General features: G+C 74.1%; 16 protein-coding genes. 8 read left to right on the top strand and 8 right to left on the bottom strand.

Going from position 1 to position 15,719, the window contains the following annotated elements; translation table 11 throughout:
* Window positions 1-6: 6 nt before the first annotated feature.
* Both O7602_RS15495 and O7602_RS15490 read right to left on the bottom strand, forming a co-directional pair.
* Window positions 7-1,692 carry a glycosyltransferase family 2 protein gene (locus O7602_RS15495; protein WP_281589967.1) on the bottom strand — a complete coding sequence of 562 codons (1,686 nt, stop codon included), beginning with the start codon at window positions 1,690-1,692 and terminating at the stop codon, window positions 7-9.
* Between the two features lie 170 nt (window positions 1,693-1,862).
* Window positions 1,863-2,507, bottom strand: coding sequence for a C39 family peptidase (locus O7602_RS15490; RefSeq protein WP_281587641.1), 645 nt, complete (start codon window positions 2,505-2,507; stop codon window positions 1,863-1,865).
* Window positions 2,508-3,127: 620 nt separating this feature from the next.
* Here O7602_RS15490 and O7602_RS15485 point away from each other — a divergent pair.
* The gene (locus tag O7602_RS15485; protein ID WP_281589965.1) at window positions 3,128-3,823 is read left to right on the top strand and encodes a GNAT family protein; all 696 of its coding nucleotides are present in this window, start codon (window positions 3,128-3,130) and stop codon (window positions 3,821-3,823) included.
* A 116-nt stretch (window positions 3,824-3,939) separates the two neighbouring features.
* Window positions 3,940-5,241, top strand: coding sequence for an NAD(P)/FAD-dependent oxidoreductase (locus O7602_RS15480; protein ID WP_281589963.1), 1,302 nt, complete (start codon window positions 3,940-3,942; stop codon window positions 5,239-5,241).
* A gap of 10 nt (window positions 5,242-5,251) precedes the next feature.
* On the opposite strand, the gene O7602_RS15475 is transcribed toward O7602_RS15480, so the two are convergent.
* From O7602_RS15475 to O7602_RS15465, 3 genes are all read right to left on the bottom strand, one after another.
* Window positions 5,252-6,346: an AI-2E family transporter gene (locus tag O7602_RS15475; RefSeq protein WP_281589961.1), complete on the bottom strand. Its 1,095-nt coding sequence runs from the start codon at window positions 6,344-6,346 to the stop codon at window positions 5,252-5,254.
* A 39-nt stretch (window positions 6,347-6,385) separates the two neighbouring features.
* The gene (locus O7602_RS15470) at window positions 6,386-7,171 is read right to left on the bottom strand and encodes a fused MFS/spermidine synthase (protein WP_281589958.1); all 786 of its coding nucleotides are present in this window, start codon (window positions 7,169-7,171) and stop codon (window positions 6,386-6,388) included.
* Window positions 7,172-7,257: 86 nt separating this feature from the next.
* Window positions 7,258-8,211 carry a DUF2267 domain-containing protein gene (locus tag O7602_RS15465; RefSeq protein WP_281589957.1) on the bottom strand — a complete coding sequence of 318 codons (954 nt, stop codon included), beginning with the start codon at window positions 8,209-8,211 and terminating at the stop codon, window positions 7,258-7,260.
* A gap of 226 nt (window positions 8,212-8,437) precedes the next feature.
* On the opposite strand from O7602_RS15465, the gene O7602_RS15460 reads away from it, so the two are divergent.
* Window positions 8,438-8,749 (top strand): hypothetical protein, encoded by a 312-nt coding sequence (locus tag O7602_RS15460; RefSeq protein WP_281589956.1) that lies wholly within the window; start codon window positions 8,438-8,440, stop codon window positions 8,747-8,749.
* Window positions 8,750-8,826: 77 nt separating this feature from the next.
* Here O7602_RS15460 and O7602_RS15455 read toward each other — a convergent pair whose 3' ends face one another.
* Entirely contained in the window at window positions 8,827-9,261 is a 435-nt protein-coding gene (locus O7602_RS15455; RefSeq protein WP_281589953.1) for an STAS domain-containing protein, read from the bottom strand.
* Window positions 9,258-9,593, bottom strand: coding sequence for an STAS domain-containing protein (locus O7602_RS15450; RefSeq protein ID WP_281589952.1), 336 nt, complete (start codon window positions 9,591-9,593; stop codon window positions 9,258-9,260). The genes O7602_RS15455 and O7602_RS15450 overlap by 4 nt, the downstream gene beginning before the upstream one ends.
* A gap of 259 nt (window positions 9,594-9,852) precedes the next feature.
* Between O7602_RS15450 and O7602_RS15445 the strand changes: the two genes are divergently transcribed.
* From O7602_RS15445 to O7602_RS15430, 4 genes are all read left to right on the top strand, one after another.
* Window positions 9,853-11,616: a PP2C family protein-serine/threonine phosphatase gene (locus O7602_RS15445; RefSeq protein ID WP_281589949.1), complete on the top strand. Its 1,764-nt coding sequence runs from the start codon at window positions 9,853-9,855 to the stop codon at window positions 11,614-11,616.
* A complete protein-coding gene (locus tag O7602_RS15440; RefSeq protein ID WP_281589947.1) occupies window positions 11,613-12,665 on the top strand; it encodes a cobalamin-dependent protein in 1,053 nt (350 codons plus the stop codon). Before O7602_RS15445 ends, O7602_RS15440 begins: the two co-directional genes overlap by 4 nt.
* A 76-nt stretch (window positions 12,666-12,741) precedes the next feature.
* Window positions 12,742-13,089, top strand: coding sequence for an STAS domain-containing protein (locus O7602_RS15435; protein ID WP_281589945.1), 348 nt, complete (start codon window positions 12,742-12,744; stop codon window positions 13,087-13,089).
* 70 nt (window positions 13,090-13,159) lie between these two features.
* The gene (locus tag O7602_RS15430; RefSeq protein WP_281589943.1) at window positions 13,160-13,606 is read left to right on the top strand and encodes a response regulator; all 447 of its coding nucleotides are present in this window, start codon (window positions 13,160-13,162) and stop codon (window positions 13,604-13,606) included.
* Window positions 13,607-13,618: 12 nt separating this feature from the next.
* On the opposite strand, the gene O7602_RS15425 is transcribed toward O7602_RS15430, so the two are convergent.
* The gene (locus O7602_RS15425; protein WP_281589941.1) at window positions 13,619-14,359 is read right to left on the bottom strand and encodes a hypothetical protein; all 741 of its coding nucleotides are present in this window, start codon (window positions 14,357-14,359) and stop codon (window positions 13,619-13,621) included.
* 408 nt (window positions 14,360-14,767) lie between these two features.
* On the opposite strand from O7602_RS15425, the gene O7602_RS15420 reads away from it, so the two are divergent.
* Window positions 14,768-15,718, top strand: coding sequence for an endonuclease/exonuclease/phosphatase family protein (locus O7602_RS15420; RefSeq protein WP_281589939.1), 951 nt, complete (start codon window positions 14,768-14,770; stop codon window positions 15,716-15,718).
* The last annotated feature ends 1 nt before the right edge of the window (window position 15,719 follow it).

Raw genomic sequence — 15,719 nt, 5'->3', positions numbered from 1 at the left:
GGACAGCTAGCGGGTGACGGTCAACCGCTCCACCGGGGTCGGCGCCGGCTCGGCGTGGTGGCCCCGCCCGGGACGCGGCGGGGTGACCGGGACCAGGGCCGGGGCCGGTCGGGACGCCACCGTCGGCGGGTTGCCCCGCCAGCGGCGGCGCAGCCGACCGACAAGTTGGCCCACGGTCACCGGGACCACCGACAGCACGAGCTGGCCGTTGCGCGGGTCGACGGTCGAGGCCACCCCGTACAGCCGGGCGCCGTGCCGCAGCAGGCGGGGCCGGCCGGCGGCGAGCCGGGGCGCGCGTACCGGGGCGGCGCCGCGACCGTGGTCGCCGTCCACCTCGGCGCGCACCGGATGGCGCTGGCCGCTGGCCGCGCTGGCGGCCAGCAGCAGGTCCGCCGGGAAGTCGGCGCGCACGGTCCGGCCGGTCGGGTCGCGGGCGTCCAGCCGGGTGGCGCCGGCGACCCGCCCGGCCATCAGCCGGACCGGACCGGCCGCCACGGCGAACCGGGGGTACGGGCTGCGCGCGGTCACCGTCACGGTCTCACCGTCGACCCAGCTCACCTCGACGGTGTCCAGCCGGGCCAGCCAGTCGGCGCGGACATCGGTGACGTCGGTCCACGCGGCCGGCGCGCCCCGGTAGCCGGCATGCCACCGGCCGCCCGTCACCACCGTGTCCGGTACGCCCCGCCGGGTGTCCTGGTCGATGACGGCAAGCAACTCGTCGACGCCGCCGCCGGTCACCGCGCCCAGGCGCAGCCGGGCCTCGATGTCGAGCCGGTTCCGCAGGCCGTCGGTGACGTGCCGTTCGACCAGGCGGCGGACCGTCGCGTGCACCCGTTCCTGCGCGGCCCGGTCCAGCCGGCGGAAGTCGTCGCCGACCAGGTTCGCCAGTTCCAGCCCGACGTGGCGGCGCAGCACGGCGTCCCGCCGCGCGCCGGCCGGGATCAGTCCGGCGACGAACGCTAACAGCCGTTCCACGCTCACCAGGCGCTGCTCGATCCGGCTGTGGTAGGTGATGTTGCGGGCGTCGAGCCGGCGTACCGCGTGGTAGTAGTCGTAGTCGGCGAGCGCCGAGATCCGGCGGGCGTGGTAGCAGGCGGCAAGCGTGAACGGCTGGTCGCTGAGCACCGGCATGTCCTCCGGGAACCGCAGCCCGAGCCGGTCGACGAGGTCCCGGCGGAACAGCTTCGTGTTCGCCAGCGACCAGGGCAGCGCCGAGTCGAACAGGTCCACGTCGACCGCGTTGCCGGCAGCGAACACGTCGGAGAAGACGTGCCGGCCGTTGACGCCGACGACCTTGCCGAGCACCACGTCCGAGCCGTACCGGTCGGCGGCGGCGACCAGCCGTTCCAGCGCCTCCGGGCCGAGCCGGTCGTCCGAGCCGAGAAAGAAGACGTACCGGCCGGTGGCCAGGTCCAGCCCCCGGTTGCAGGGCGCGGCGGGGCCGCCCGAGTTGGGTTGGTGCACCACCCGGACGGCGCCGGGGTGCCGGGCGGCGAGCCGGTCCAGCAGGCGAGCGCTGCCGTCGGTGGACCCGTCGTCCACCGCCACGATCTCCATCCGGTCGAGCCCGATGGTCTGCCGCAGCACCGAGTCGAGGCAGGCCCGCAGGTAGCGCAGCGTGTTGTAGACCGGCACGATCACGCTGACGTCGGGGCGGGCTGTCGGTGGGTCTGTCGCCTCCTCGGCTGCCACTGCTGCTCCTCCGCTGGGGTAGACCGTCCGGTGCCACCCAGCGTGGTGGGACGAGCGGTCCGGGTGACGACGCCGACATGACCGCGAGGTGACCGGGAGGCAGCGGTTCGATACGCGAATGGGCCCGACCCCGTGTTCCTTGGGGTCGGGCCCATTCGTGTGGTTGTGGGTCAGGAGGTCGAGTAGCCGCGGGTGGCGATCCAGTCGGCGAGGTGGTCGACGGTGATGTGGTAGGAGGCGGTGTTCGGGTTGGCGCTGTCGGCGATGGTGACGGTCTTGCCGCCGTTCTGGTAGCCGACGATGCTGATGTAGTGGCCGCCTTCGAAGGCGTGGGGGTTGCCGTCGGTGTCGGTGGTGGTGCCGGCGATGTTGGCTACGACCGCGCGGCCGTCGTCGATGGTGCGGACGATGTCGGTGCGCAGGGTGTCGGTCTGCTTGTCGTCGGCCTTGGGTGTCTTGATTTCGACGGACTTGTAGGTTTTGCCGGTTTCCTTGTTCAGGACGGGGGTGATGTCGTTGATGCTGTTGGTGCCGTCTTCGGTGGTGCCCATTTCCTTGGCCATGGTGTCGACGTCGATGTTCTTGCCGAGGACGCTGATGGCGTTGCGGGCGGCGGCGGGGCCGCAGTAGTAGAAGTTGGGCTGGGCTTGGTAGCGGACGTCGAGTTCCCGATCGCCGCTCGTGCGGTCGGCGACGACGGCGGTCTTGGGGGCCGGGGTGGCGTGCGCGGCGATGGCGGGTCCGGCGATGCCGCCGGTGGTGGCGGCGATGCCGGCGGCGGTCAGCACGGTCTTACGCAGCAGGGTGGTAGCCATGATGGTTGCCTCCCAGGGGGTTGGGGGATCAGCGGCGGTGCCGCGTGCGGGGGTGTGCGGCGATCGGGGGATGCCGCGACGTTTCAGGTGAGCGCCCCGGCGCGGTGCGGTGCGGGGCTGAGTCGCAGGGGCGCGTCCGGCGGCTGGGCCTGCTCGGACGGCCGGGGGATGTAACGACGGCCGGTGGCCGGTCATTCCGACCGGGGTTGCCTGGGCGGGGGCCGGGCTCCACGCGGTCTGCCAGGTATAACGCCTGACCCCCGGCGGCGATTCCGCCGTGGCGGTAGCCCCGACCACGCTCGACCCACCCAAACCGGACGCCTGGCCTCGGCTTCGGCCCATCGCGGGTGGGGGGAGCGGCCTTTGGGTGCGTCTGTTGTCGCCCAGGCGACAACAGACGCACCCAAAGACGGTGGAGTTCGTGCTCGCCGCTCGATGTCAAAGTGCCCGCCGCGGGAGATGCCCGAATCCAGCCCGCTGTGCCGGGAACCGCCGTTTGCCGGGTTTTGAGACCGCGATCGACTCCAGGTCGCCGAAGTGGTGGGGTCGGACCGCTGGGATGCCGCCACTTCGGCGAAAAGGAGTGGATCAAGGCGCGGGATGCCGCCACGCTCGCCGAAGTGGAGTCGATCAAGGAGCGGATGCGGCTCGAAGCCGTGCTGACCGTTCGGCACGTCGAGCATGTGCGGCGGCAACGGCGTCGCCGGGTGGACCGGTGCGCGCCGCACCACCCCGCTCGGGCCCCGCTGGGGTCGGTGGTCGAGAGTGGGTGGGTGAGATACCTGCGTAGCGATGAGCGGGTCGCGATCCGCCGGCCCCGACCCGCCGACGAGGCGGAGTTCGTCGCCGCCGCCCGGCGCAGCCGGGACCTGCACCACCCGTGGCTGTCCGCGCCGGACGACAACGAGCGGTACGCGGCGTACCTCCGGAAGATGCGGCGGCGAGACAGCGAGGGCTTCCTGTTCTGCGACCGCAGCACAGGTGAGATCGCCGGGTACGCGAACATCGGTGGCATCGTGCGGGGCGCCCTGCGCGGCGGCTACCTCGGCTATGCGGCGTTTCGCCCGTACGCGGGCACCGGTCACGCCTCGGCCGGGGTGCGGCTGGTGGTCGCGCACGCGTTCGACGCGCTCGGGCTGCACCGGTTGGAGGCGAACATCCAACCGGGCAACGAGCCGTCGAAGCGGCTGGCCGGCCGCCTCGGCTTCCGGCTGGAGGGCTTCTCGCCCGACTACCTGTTCGTCGACGGGGCGTGGCGGGACCACGAGCGCTGGGCGCTCACCGCACCGCCGCCCGCCCCGCCGCCGACGCGCTGAGCCGGCGTCTCGGTTGCCCGGTTTCGGGAACGCGACCGGGCTGGAATGTCATGTCGGCAGAGGCGGGTGGAGGGTCGGAACGTTTGTCGGAGGTCTGTGCGGGAACGGCAGCAGACATGACGAAACCACGTGTGGTGATCGTGGGGGCCGGGTTCGCCGGGTACCACGCGGCCAAGACGTTGCGCCGACTGGCCCGCGACCGGGCCGAGATCGTCCTGCTGAACACGACCGACTACTTCCTCTACCTGCCGCTGCTGCCCGAGGTCGCGGCCGGCGTGGTCGAGCCGGCCCGGATCTCGGTGCCGCTCGCCGGCACGCTCGACGGCGTCCGGGTGGTCGTCGGCGAGGCGGACCGGGTCGACCTGCAGAACCGCTGGGTCGGCTACCGCTCCGCCGAGGGCGACCACGGGCAGCTCGCGTACGACCGGCTGGTCCTCTCCGTCGGCAGCGTCAACAAGCTGCTGCCCATCCCCGGCGTGACCGAGTACGCGCACGGCTTCCGCGGCCTGCCCGAGGCGCTCTACCTGCACGACCACGTGATCCGGCAGGTCGAGCTGGCCGAGCTGACCGACGACCCGGCCGAGCAGCGGGCCCGCACCACGTTCGTGGTGGTCGGCGCCGGCTACACCGGCACCGAGGTCGCCGCGCACGGGCAGCTGTTCACCGACCGGCTGATGGCCCAGCGTCCGCACCTGAAGGTCCGGCCACGGTGGATGCTGCTGGACGTCGCCCCGCGCGTGCTGCCCGAGTTGGACCGGCGGATGTCCGTCACCGCCGACCGGGTGCTGCGCCGCCGCGGCGTGGACGTGCGGATGGGCACCTCGGTCGCCGAGGCGACCCCGGACGGGGTGATGCTCACCGACGGCGAGTACGTCCCGAACTGCAGCCTCATCTGGTGCGTGGGGGTGCGCCCCGACCCGTTCGTGGCGCAGTTGGGGCTGCGCACCGAGAAGGGCCGGCTGGTGGTCGACGAGTACCTCAACGTACCCGGCTTCCCCGAGGTGTTCGCCTGCGGCGACGCCGCCGCCGTCCCGGACCCGACCCGTCCCGGCCAAGTGTGCGCGATGACCGCGCAGCACGCCCAGCGGCAGGGCAAGCTGGCCGCGCACAACATCGCCGCCTCGTACGGCCAGGGCGCCCGCAAGTCGTACAAGCATCACGATCTGGGCTGGGTGGTGGACCTGGGTGGGAAGGACGCGGCGGCCAACCCGCTGAAGGTGCCGCTGGCCGGCCTGCCGGCCAAGGCGGTCACCCGCGGCTACCACCTGCTGGCCATGCCGGGCAACCGTCCGCGGGTCGCCGTCGACTGGGCGCTCGACGCGGCCCTGCCCCGACCCGCGGTGCAGCTCGGCCTCGTGCCGGCGAACGCGGTGCCGCTGGAGAGCGAGTCGCCCGAGTTGGTACGCCGGGGCACCTGACCGGCGAGAGTCAGCCGCCGGCCGGCGGGGGGTCCACGGCACCGTCGTCGCGTTCCCCGTCGGCCGGCGCGGCCAGGACCGTCCGGCCGGTGGGTACGAACTCGCGCAGCAGCACCTGCACGATGCCGGCGGCCGGGATCGCCAGCAGGGCGCCCACCAGGCCCGCCAACTCGGCCGCCAGCAGCACGCTGAACAACACCGTCAGCGGGTTCAGCCGGACCGCGCGGGCCATGATGACCGGTTGCAGCAGATGGTTCTCCACCTGCTGGTAGACCACGAAGAAGACGAGCACCACGATGCCGGCGGTGGGGGAGCGCGCGAAACCCGCGCCGGCCGCGACGATCGCCCCCAGCGTGGCGCCGACCAGCGGGATCAGGTCCACCACGGCGACGACCAGGGCGATCACCGCGGCGAACGGCACGTCGAGCAGGAGCAGCACGGCGAAGGTCAGGCCGCCGCAGATCAGGCTGATCACCAGGTTGCCGCTCAGGTAGCCGGTGACGATCCGGGACGAGTCGCGGCCGATGCGCCGCAACCGTTCCGCCGGGCCGTCCCCCACCAGCCGCAGCGTGACGGCCACGATCCGGGGCGCTTCCAACACCATCAGGTACGCCAGCACCACCACCGTGACCAGCGCGGCGACGGCCTGCGCCACGCTCCGGACCAGCCCGACGGTCGGCTCGCCGAGCTGGGAGCCGTACCGGCGCAGATGGCCCGGCTCGGCGTACCGCAGGAGGTGCAGGCGGTCCAGCAACTGGCCGATCGGCCCCCGCCCGGCCTGCGTCTCGTGCACCACCTTCGGCGCCCGGTCGGCGAGCCGGCCCAGCTCGTCGACCAGCGGCAGGACAATCAGCGCCCCCAGCGCGGCCAGCAGCACGAACGTGGCCAGGAAGACAAGCAGGGTGGCAAGCGCCCGCCGGCGTACCCGCCGCTCCAACCGGTCCACGAGCGGTTTGAGGGCGACCGCGAGGAACGCCGCGACCAGCCCCCAGACGAGCACGCGGCGGGTTGCCCAGACCAGCGTCAACCCGACCACGGTGGCCAGCACCAGCACAATCACGATCAACGTCCGGCGGGCGGTGGTCCGGTCGTCGGCGACGCTCATCCGCGCGGCTACCCGCCCTACCGGCCGGAAAACCCGCGCTCAGTCCACGTCGGCGTCGGTGACCGGCCAGGCGTCGGCGGCGAACGCGTCGAGCGCCGCCCCGTGCAACACGGTGCCGGGCACCGGGTCGCCGGCGACCCGGGCGGCGAGGCGGCGCACCGGCAGCCGCCCGGCGCGCGCCGCGCCGGCGAGCACCACGTTGCCGTACCGCCGGCCGCGCAGCATTCGCCGGTCGGTGATCAGGCAGACGTCGGCGAAGACCGCGCGCAGCGTGGCCACCTGCGCGCGGGTGTGCGCCAGGGGCGGCAGGTCGGCGAGGTTGACCAGGTAGACACCGTCCGGGCGGAGCACCCGGGCCGCCTCGGCGGCGAACTCGACGGCCGCCACGTGCCCGGGCATCCGGGCCGCCCGGTAGACGTCACCCACCACCAGGTCGTACGTCCGGTCCGGCGTACCGGTGACCGCGTCGCGGGCGTCGCCGAGCGTCACCACCACCTCCGGCGGCACCGGCGGCAGCTTCCGGCGGACGAGGTCCACCACACCGGGGTGGCGCTCGACGACCCGCTGCGTCGAGCCGGGACGGGTGGCGGCCAGCCAGCGGGGCAGGGTGAGCGCACCGCCGCCCAGGTGCAGGGCGGTCAGCGGGTGGCCGGCCGGCGCGCTCAGGTCGATCACGGTGGCGATCCGCCGGACGTACTCGAAGTGCAGGTGGCGGGCGTCGGCCACGTCCACGTAGGACTGCTCCACCCCATCGGCGAGCAGCGTGCGCCCGGTGGGCCGGGCCGGGTCCACGACGATCTCCAACACCTCGGCGTCGCTCTCCACCGCGGCAACGCTACCGCCGCGGGCGCGGTGTTAAGCGGGGCCCCCGCCTATACCGGAAGTGTTAAGCGGGGGCCCCTCCTTACACCTCAACCGGCGGTGTCGAGAGCGGCGTCGACGCGCTGGGCCAGGTCGACGTCCGCGGCGGTCACGCCGTCGGCGTGCTGGGTCCGGACGGTGAGCACGGCGTTGTCCGGGTCGGGGCGGCCGATCTGCGGACCACGCCCACCCTCGGCCCGGAGCCGGTCCAGCCGGTCCAGCAGCCGGTCCAGGTCGCCGCCGGGCAGCTCGATGGTACGCACCAACGACCGCCTGTCGCTGGACCAGTAGGGCAGCGACGCCAGCGCGTCCCGCAGCTCCGGCTCGGTCAGCGGCGGCGTGGCCGAGGAGGCGCCCACCAGGCCACCGCCGTAGTCGGCCGGTGCGAGCAGGTCCCGCAATCCGTCGGGTACGCGCAACGAGCCGACCAGTTCTGCGTCGGCGTCGGCGAGGGCGGCCAGGGTCGCCTCGGCCTGGTAGCGCGCCTGGTCCGGGGTGAGCCGGCTGCGCCGCCCGACTTCGGCCAGGAAACCCGGCAGGTCGTGCCGCCGCTCGATGCCGTCCACCGGCACCACGTCGTGCAGCTTCACCGGCACCGCGTCGAGCAGCCGTTCCCGTTCGCTCTCGTCGAGCGCCCGGGCCAGGGCGAGCACCGTGGCCTCCGCCGCGATCTTCGCCTCGGTGAAGTCGACGCCGGCGCGTCGGCTCACGTCGTCGACGAGCTCCCGGTAGCTCATCGTGGCGGCCCGTCCGGTGGGCGGATCCGGAAGCGGGCGTGGCCGCTCGGCCACCCCGACCGGGGGCGGCGCGGGACCGCCGCGCGTGCTGTCCGGCTTGTGCCGGCCGGCCGGCGGCGGGCCGGACCGGTCGTGGCGGTCCAGCGAGGTGACCTGCTTGGACGCGCTCAGGCTGGCACCGGTCTGACTCGGTCGCCGCCCCTGCTCGCGGGCCTGGCGGGCGAGGGCCCGGCGGCGCTTGTTGTCGCCCTCCATCTGCTTGCGCATCGTCGCACCTCGTTCCTGGTCGGTTGCGCCTGCGCCGGTCGCCTTCCCAGCGCTGCGGGGAAGCTAACGGGTGCTGCGGGGAAGCTGACGGTCGCGGCCGGGAAGCGCACGGGCGCTGTGGGAGCGGTGGCTTCATTCCCTGGGGGTGAGGAACGGTCACCCCGTCGGGTCGCAGGATCGGGGGTGGACCGGACAACTTCCGACGCACGCGGAAGGGTAGGTCGTGATGAAACGGATCGTGGAGATCGTCCCCGCTCGTCCCGGTTGGTATGCCCGGTGGCGCCTCGGCCCGGAGACCACGCGGTGCTATCCGGTGACCCTGTGGGCGCTGCTGGAGCGCCATGACGGCAGCGGACGCGAGGTGGTCGGCGTCGACTGCGTGGGGCAGTGGCCCGGCGCGGACGACGCCGCAACCGTGGACTTCGTCCGCTATCTGTTTCAGACGCCCGATTCCGGGATGCCGGAGGACGCCGAACCACCCGCGGCGGGTCAGACCCGTGAGACCGGGACGCACGTCGCGGCCGTGCCCGCCGCCTGAGCCACCCCTCCCGGCCCCCGACCCCTGGTCCCAGGGTCGGGGGCCACCCCCTGTCCGGGATCGGTGAGGGGATGGCCTCAGCCCACCTCGCGGGCGTCGGCGGCTGCCGCCCGCGAGGTGACCACGTCGTGGGTGGCGCCGGGCGCCGCGTGCGGGGCGACGGCCAGCACGTCCGCCAGACCGGTGCGGTCGAGCAGCCGCTGGATCCGCGGATTCAGCCCGAGCAGGTGGACCGCGCCGGCGCCGGCGCGGTGCACGACCAGCAGCGCGCTCAGGCCGGAGGAGTCGCAGAGCGTCACGCCGGCGAAGTCGAGCCACAGCTCCTGGTGGCCGTCGCGGCGCAGCCCGGCGGCTGCCTCGACGAGGTCCGGCGCGGTGTCGAAGTCGAGCTCACCGGCGAGCCGCAGCCGGGCGGACCCGGCGTCGATCCGGTCCACCTCGATGGACAGCAGCGGCGCGCGCACCGCTTGATGGTCCCAGCCGCCCGTGCCCGGGGCCACCCCCGGGCTCATGCGGACACGATCGAGCCGGGGGCGGGCCGGCCGCCCGCCGCGGGGCGGTCCAGCAGAGCGGTCACCCCGGTCATGTCGAGGATGGTCGCCAGGAAGCGCGGGACGGAACGGAGCTCGATCGCCGTGCCGACCTGCTGACCCTCCCGCCAGGCGTGCACGATCACCGACAGGCCGGTGCTGTCGAGGAAGACCAGGTCGGCGAAGTCCACCACCAGCGTGGCCGGATGCGCGGCGAGCAGGCGGTCCACCTCGGTCCGCAGCGGCATGGCGGTGGTGTAGGCCAGGTCACCTCCGACGCTCACCACCGGCGCGGCGGGATCGGAATCGTCCACGGAGAGGCTCAGCGGCGTCGCGTCGGGCTTTCTCCGTTGGGGCACCACTCATCACGCCTTTCCGCAAGCTGCCGGTCGGGCAGGCACGTTCGGATCGTAACAACCCCGCAACCGGACCGCTCGGCGCGCGTCCGTCACCCGGCGGCGCGCTCGGGTGGCGGTGCGGCCGGACCGGCGTAGGGTGGGGTGACGAGACGTGACCACGGGTGCCGGGTTTCGGCACCCGACGGATGTCGACGAGGAGAGTGGGGCCCCGCTGGTGACTGCTTCCGACGTCAGGGGTTCCGACCCGGGCGACGGACGGATCTCCACGACGAGTGCCGCACGGGCTCCGGCGTGGTCCGCCGTCGCCGCGACCACGTCCGAGCTCCCACCGCTGGCCCCCGACTTCGACATCGCCGCCGTACCCGAGTGGTCCGAGGTGGTGGAGCACTTCCGCGAAGGCCTCATCGTCTGCGACGCCGACGGCGTGGTGCGTCAGGTGAGCCCGGTAGCGGAACGCCTCGTCCCCGAGGTGGCGCCCGGCGAGGTGCTCGCCGCCGCCGCGGTGGCGCCCCTGCACGGCGACGGCCCGGCCGAGTTCACCCACCACGGACGGCGGCTGCGGCTGCGTCCGGTGTCGCTCTCGCGCGGCCGGCGCTGCTGGTACGTGGAGGACGTCACCGAGAGCGTCAGCCGGGCCGACGCGCTGCTCGCCGAACGGGCTCGTTCGCTGTTCCTCGCCGTGGTCGGCGAGAAGCTCGGCAATCCGCTGCACCCCGACCGCGCCGCCGCCGCCGTGGCACGGCTCGCGGTGCCCGCGGTGGCCGACGTGGCGGTGCTGGTGCTGGCCCCGCGCGCCGGACGGGCCCGCTGGTGGCGGGCGGTGCGCGCGGACGACGAGGCCCCCGCCGTGGATACCGGCGTGCTGCCCGCCTCCGCGCTGCCCGCGGCGATCGAGGCCGGTCTCGCCGGCGCCGAGCCGCACGCGCTGGACTGGCTGGCCGAGCAGGCCGCCGAGGCCGGTTGGCTGCCCGGCCTCGACGTGCCCGGCGCGACCGCCCGGGTGGTGCCCCTGCCCGGCCGGGAGTCGCCGGCCGGTGTGCTGCTGGTGGCCCGCCGGGCCGGTCGCTGGTACGACGAGGCCGACGTCGACCTGGTCCGGGCGTTTGCGGCCCGGGCCGGCGCGGCGCTGACCACCGCCCTGCTCTACCGCGAGCAGGCCGAGGTCGCCGACACCCTGCAGGCCAGCCTGCTGCCGGTCGAGCCGGCCGCGGTCTCGGGCGGGCAGTGGGGCACGGCCTACCGGCCGGCGCAGGCCGGGTTGCGCATCGGCGGCGACTTCTACGGCTCCCACCGGCTCGCCGACGGCGGCTCGGTCTTCTTCCTCGGTGACGTGTCGGGCAAGGGCGTGGAGGCGGCGGTTTTCACCGGGCAGCTCCGCCAGTGCCTGCACGCGCTGCACCGGGTCGAGTCGCAGCCGGGCCGGTTGCTGAAGCTGCTCAACGACGCGCTGCTGGAGACGACCCAGGCTCACGGGCAGGGTCGGTTCGCGACCATGGTGCTCGGCGTGAGCCGACCGCACCGCGACGGCGGGCTGACCCTGACCCTGGCCGGCGGCGGGCACCTGCCTCCGCTGGTGCTGCGCGAGTCCGGCGCGGTCGAGGTGGTGCCGTTGAGCGGGATGCTGATCGGCGTGGTGCCGGACCCGCGGATCGGCGAGGTGACCGTGCACCTGGCGCCGGGGGAGACGTGCCTGCTCTACAGCGACGGCGTGACCGAGGCGCGGGGTGGGCGGCGCGGCGACGAGCAGTTCGGCGCCGAGCGGCTGCTCACCGCCGTGGCCGGCTGCCATCGGATGCCCGCGGCGGCGCTGGCCGAGCGGGTCGAGCAGGTGACCTGCGACTGGCTGGCCCACGGCGACCACGACGACATCGCGGTGCTCGCGCTGCGGGCGACGGGTCCGTCCGGCCGCGCGTCCCGGCACCTGCACGCGGTGCCCGGCCCGACCAACGCCGACCGAGCGAGGGAGCAGCCCGCGTGACCGCGACGAGCACCGGGGCCGACCCGGTCCGCGCCTTCCCCGGCTATCTGGAGTGCCTGGCCGAGGCCGACGAGCAGGGCGCCGTGACGGTGGCCCGGGAGCTGCTGGAGGCCGGTGTGCCGGCCGAGCGGGTCCTGCTCGACCTGGTCGCCCCGGCCCAGGCCGAGGTGGGGGAGCGGTGGGCGCGCAACGAGTGGAGCGTCGCCCAGGAGCACGCCGCCACCCACATCAGCGAGCGGGTGGTGGCCGCGGTGGCCGCGTACGCCGATCCCCGCCCGACCCGCGGCCGGATCGTGATGGCCTGCATGGACGGTGAGTGGCACGCGTTGCCGGCCCGCCTGGTCGCCGAGGTGCTGCGGCTGCGGGGCTGGCAGGTCGTCTTCCTCGGCGCCAGCGTGCCGGCCGCGCATCTGGTGTCCTACCTGCACCGGTACGACGCCGACGCGGTGGCCCTGGCGTGTGCCCTGCCGATGCGGCTGCCGCACGCCCATCGGATGATCGAGGCGTGCCGCCGCTCCGATGTGCCGGTGGTGGTGGGCGGGCGCGGGTTCGGCTCGGACGGCCGCTGGGCGCGCGTGCTCGGGGTGGCGTGGGCACCGGACGCACCGACCGCGGCCGATCTGGTCGCCGACGACCGGGCGCTGCGCGCGACGCCGCCCGCGCGCCTGGACCACCTCGCCGACGACGAGTACGCCAGCCTGGTCAAGCGGCGCGGTGAGCTGATCGACAGCGCGCTCGCCGACCTGCGTGCGCGGGTGCCGGCGGTGACCGACTACACCCCGGCGCAGCTCGACTCGACAGTCGGCGACCTCGGCTACATCGTCGACTTCCTGGCCGCCGCGCTCTACGTGGACGACGGGACGCTGTTCGCCGAGTTCGTCGAGTGGCTGGTGGAGATTCTCGTCAGCCGCGGCGTGCCGGCGGCTGCGGTCGGGCTCACCCTGGACCACTATGGACACGAGTTGCGCGACTTCCCGCGCGCGGCCGGTTTCCTCGGCCGGGGGCGCGCCGTGGTGGGCGGCCGGTCCGCGGCGGCGGCGGGCCGCTGAGCCGCGAAACACCGCACACCCCCTATACTTGCTGCACTGCAAGGGTTCGCCTGCGGTGGGAGCGAGAGGGGCCACGGTGACGTTCACCGTCACGCATGCCCGGCGCGGCGAGGCCGGCGCCTGCCTTCGGCTCGCCGGCGAACTCGACCTGAGCACGGTCGGGACGCTGAGCGCGACGATCGACCGGCTCATCGCCGAGGGCCGGCGTGAGCTGCTGCTCGATCTCAGCGAGTTGACGTTCTGCGACTCCACCGGCATCGCCGCCTTCGTCCGGGGGGACAACCTCGTCGCCGACGACGGCGGGTGGCTGCGGCTCACCGGAGCGACCGGCCGCGTGGCCCGGGTGCTCCAGGTGACCGGCCTGGCCGAGGTGCTACGCCACGATCGCGACACGTTCGACCCGACGCGGTCGGCCAGCGCCTGATCGGATAGATTTCCCCGCCAGCGGCCGGCCGTGCGGTCGGCGCCCTCCTCGAGACGAAGCAGGTAGCCCCATGGGTCAGCCCAGCCCCAACCCCGTTCGTATCCTGGTGGTGGACGACGATCCGGGCGATGTCCTGATGATCGAGGAAGCGCTTGAGGATTCCGACGTCGAGAAGGTCATCGACGTGGTCGCCGACGGTCAGGAGGCGATGGAGTTCCTCCGTCGCGAGGGTCGGCACGCCGAGGCGCGGCGACCGGACGTCATCCTGCTCGACCTCAACATGCCTCGGATGGACGGGCGGCAGGTGCTCGGCGAGGTCAAGCGGGACGAGAACCTGCGGACCATCCCGATCGTGGTGCTGACCACCTCCAACGCCGACACCGACGTGGTGAGCAGCTACACGCTCCAGGCCAACGCGTACGTGACCAAGCCGATCGACCTGGACGACTTCAACGACGTGGTGCGCCGCATCGACGAGTTCTTCGGCCGGGTGGTCGTGCTCCCGAAGCACGCCTGACGGACGCCCGCGTCAGGCCAGCGCCGCCACCACCGTGACGGCCCGCTTCTCGTGCTTGGCGTACGCGTCGGGGAACGCGGAGACCTGCACCGCCTGGGCCGCGCCGGTGACGCTCATGTCCGCCCAGCCGCGCACCTCGACGAGCGCGGTGAGGAACGCCCGGGCGGCGTACGCCGGCCGCATGAGTTCGGCGACCGTGCCCCAGCCGCTGCTCGGGCGCTGCTGGAACAGCCCGACCGAGTCGTGGTCGGAGCCGCTGCCCTGGTGTGGGTGGTCGAAGGACGCGGGCACCACGTCGCTGGCCAGGTTGTAGAGGTCGCTCTCCTGCATGGCGGTGGCCACCGCCACCACCATCGCCCGGCGCGGCAGCCTCATGTCCCGTCCGACGTCGACGATGGCCTTCGCGTTGTCCATCTGCCGCTGGTCCAGGCCGGCGACGGGCCGCGGGTGCCGGGGGCGGACGACCTTCTTCGGCGCCTTCTTCCGCGTCGGTGTCGGGCTGGGCGTGGCGATCGGCGCGGGCGCGGCGACCGGTGGGGCGGCGCGGGTGAAGTCCCGGGAGGCCCGCTGCTCGACGGCGGCCCGGTCGGCGAGCGCCTCGCGTACGTCCGGGTGCGACTGCCGGGCCTCGCCGACCCCGGCCACGCCGACCAGGCCGAGACAGCAGGTGATGCCGGTGGTCACCGCGATCCGGCCGGGGACGGACCGGGCCGGCCCGCGCCGGGGCGGCTCCGCGGCGCGATGACGCCCCACCCTCCGTCCGGCCGATGCCGGGTCGATCGTTCGGCCGGCCGGGCGCTTCGCGGGCAAGGGCTGGGAGTCGTCGTGGTCGGCATGCACCCGCCGAGGTTAGAGATCTTGCGGGCGCTTGCCATCGGGCTGGTTGGTGGCATGCGCCACAATTCGCCGGAATCGACCCCCGCATTACCGTCACGAGCCCCCATAACGGGCCATCCGTTCGTGTCCGTAAAGACGTCTATGTCAGATTGGACGGGGTGATTCGGGCACGAGCGGGCCGGTGTCGACCCGAACGGCGGCATCGGCCGTTCGACCCAGGCCGCGCCGGTCGCACGGGTCATGACCTGTGGTGCTGGCGGTGGACCTGTCCGCGTACCGGAATCGGGTCCACCGGCGCCGGGGCCGCTCGATACGATGCGGACGGTGACGGGGCAGATGGTCGACGAGCGGGCCGGCGGAGAGCCCGCCGGCCGCCGGAGTCGGCGGGGCACGATCGTCATCGTCTGCGCCGCGCTGCTCGCCGTGCTCCTCGCCGGCCACCGGGCGGTCCCCAACGTGCGTGGTCTGGGCAGCCTGGTCGACAGCGCCGTCCCGCTGCTCGGCCTCGGCGTACCCCTGCTCGGGCTCGCGGCGTTGCTGTGCCGCTCCCGCCGGGCGCTGCTCGTCGTGCTGCTGCCGGCGTTGGTCTGGGCCGGTCTCTACGGCCGCGCCTGGCTGCCCCCGCCCGCCGTCGCGGACGCCACCGTGGTCCGGGTGGCCAGCCAGAACCTGCGGGCCGGCAACCCCGACCCGGCCGCCACCGTCGGCGCGCTGGCCGGGGATGCGCCGGACCTGATCGGGTTGCAGGAGGTCGACGACGACGCGCGGGTCGCGCCCGCGCTGGCCGGCCGCTACCCGCACCGGACGGCGGTCTCCACGGTCGCGCTGTGGAGTCGCTGGCCGATCCGCGAGGCCCACGGCGTGGACACCGGACTGGGCTGGGACCGTGCCCTGCGCGCCGTGGTGGCGGCCCCCGAGGGCGACCTGACGGTGTACGTCGTACACCTGGGGTCCGCGCGGGCCGGCCACACGACCACCCGGGACGAGACCGTCGCGGCGCTGGCCGGCACCGTCCGTGCCGACCCGGCCGACCGGCTGGTGGTGCTCGGCGACCTCAACACGGCCACCACCGACCGGGCCCTCGACCCGCTGACCCGGCTGCTCGGCGACGCGCAGGCCGAGGCCGGGCAGGGTTTCGGCTTCACCTGGCCGGCGGAGGTGCCGGTGACCCGCCCGGACCACGTCCTCTACCGGGGGCTCACCCCGACCCGGGCCGGCGTGGTGCACACGCCGGACACCGACCATCGTGCGGTCACCGCCGGCTTCCGCTGGTGAA

The sequence above is a fragment of the Micromonospora sp. WMMD1128 genome, from assembly GCF_027497235.1.
Taxonomy (GTDB): domain Bacteria; phylum Actinomycetota; class Actinomycetes; order Mycobacteriales; family Micromonosporaceae; genus Micromonospora.
The sequence above is the reverse complement of the archived record's forward strand: the minus strand, read 5'-3'. Positions and strand labels throughout refer to the sequence as shown.

Excerpts from the sequence above, each read along its gene's own strand:
- O7602_RS15480 (WP_281589963.1), top strand. The coding sequence starts at position 3,940 with ATGACGAAACCACGTGTGGTGATCGTGGGGGCCGGGTTCGCCGGGTAC.
- O7602_RS15460 (WP_281589956.1), top strand. The coding sequence starts at position 8,438 with ATGAAACGGATCGTGGAGATCGTCCCCGCTCGTCCCGGTTGGTATGCC.
- O7602_RS15455 (WP_281589953.1), bottom strand. The coding sequence starts at position 9,261 with ATGAGCCCGGGGGTGGCCCCGGGCACGGGCGGCTGGGACCATCAAGCG.
- O7602_RS15465 (WP_281589957.1), bottom strand. The coding sequence starts at position 8,211 with ATGCGCAAGCAGATGGAGGGCGACAACAAGCGCCGCCGGGCCCTCGCC.
- O7602_RS15475 (WP_281589961.1), bottom strand. The coding sequence starts at position 6,346 with ATGAGCGTCGCCGACGACCGGACCACCGCCCGCCGGACGTTGATCGTG.
- O7602_RS15490 (WP_281587641.1), bottom strand. The coding sequence starts at position 2,507 with ATGGCTACCACCCTGCTGCGTAAGACCGTGCTGACCGCCGCCGGCATC.
- O7602_RS15430 (WP_281589943.1), top strand. The coding sequence starts at position 13,160 with ATGGGTCAGCCCAGCCCCAACCCCGTTCGTATCCTGGTGGTGGACGAC.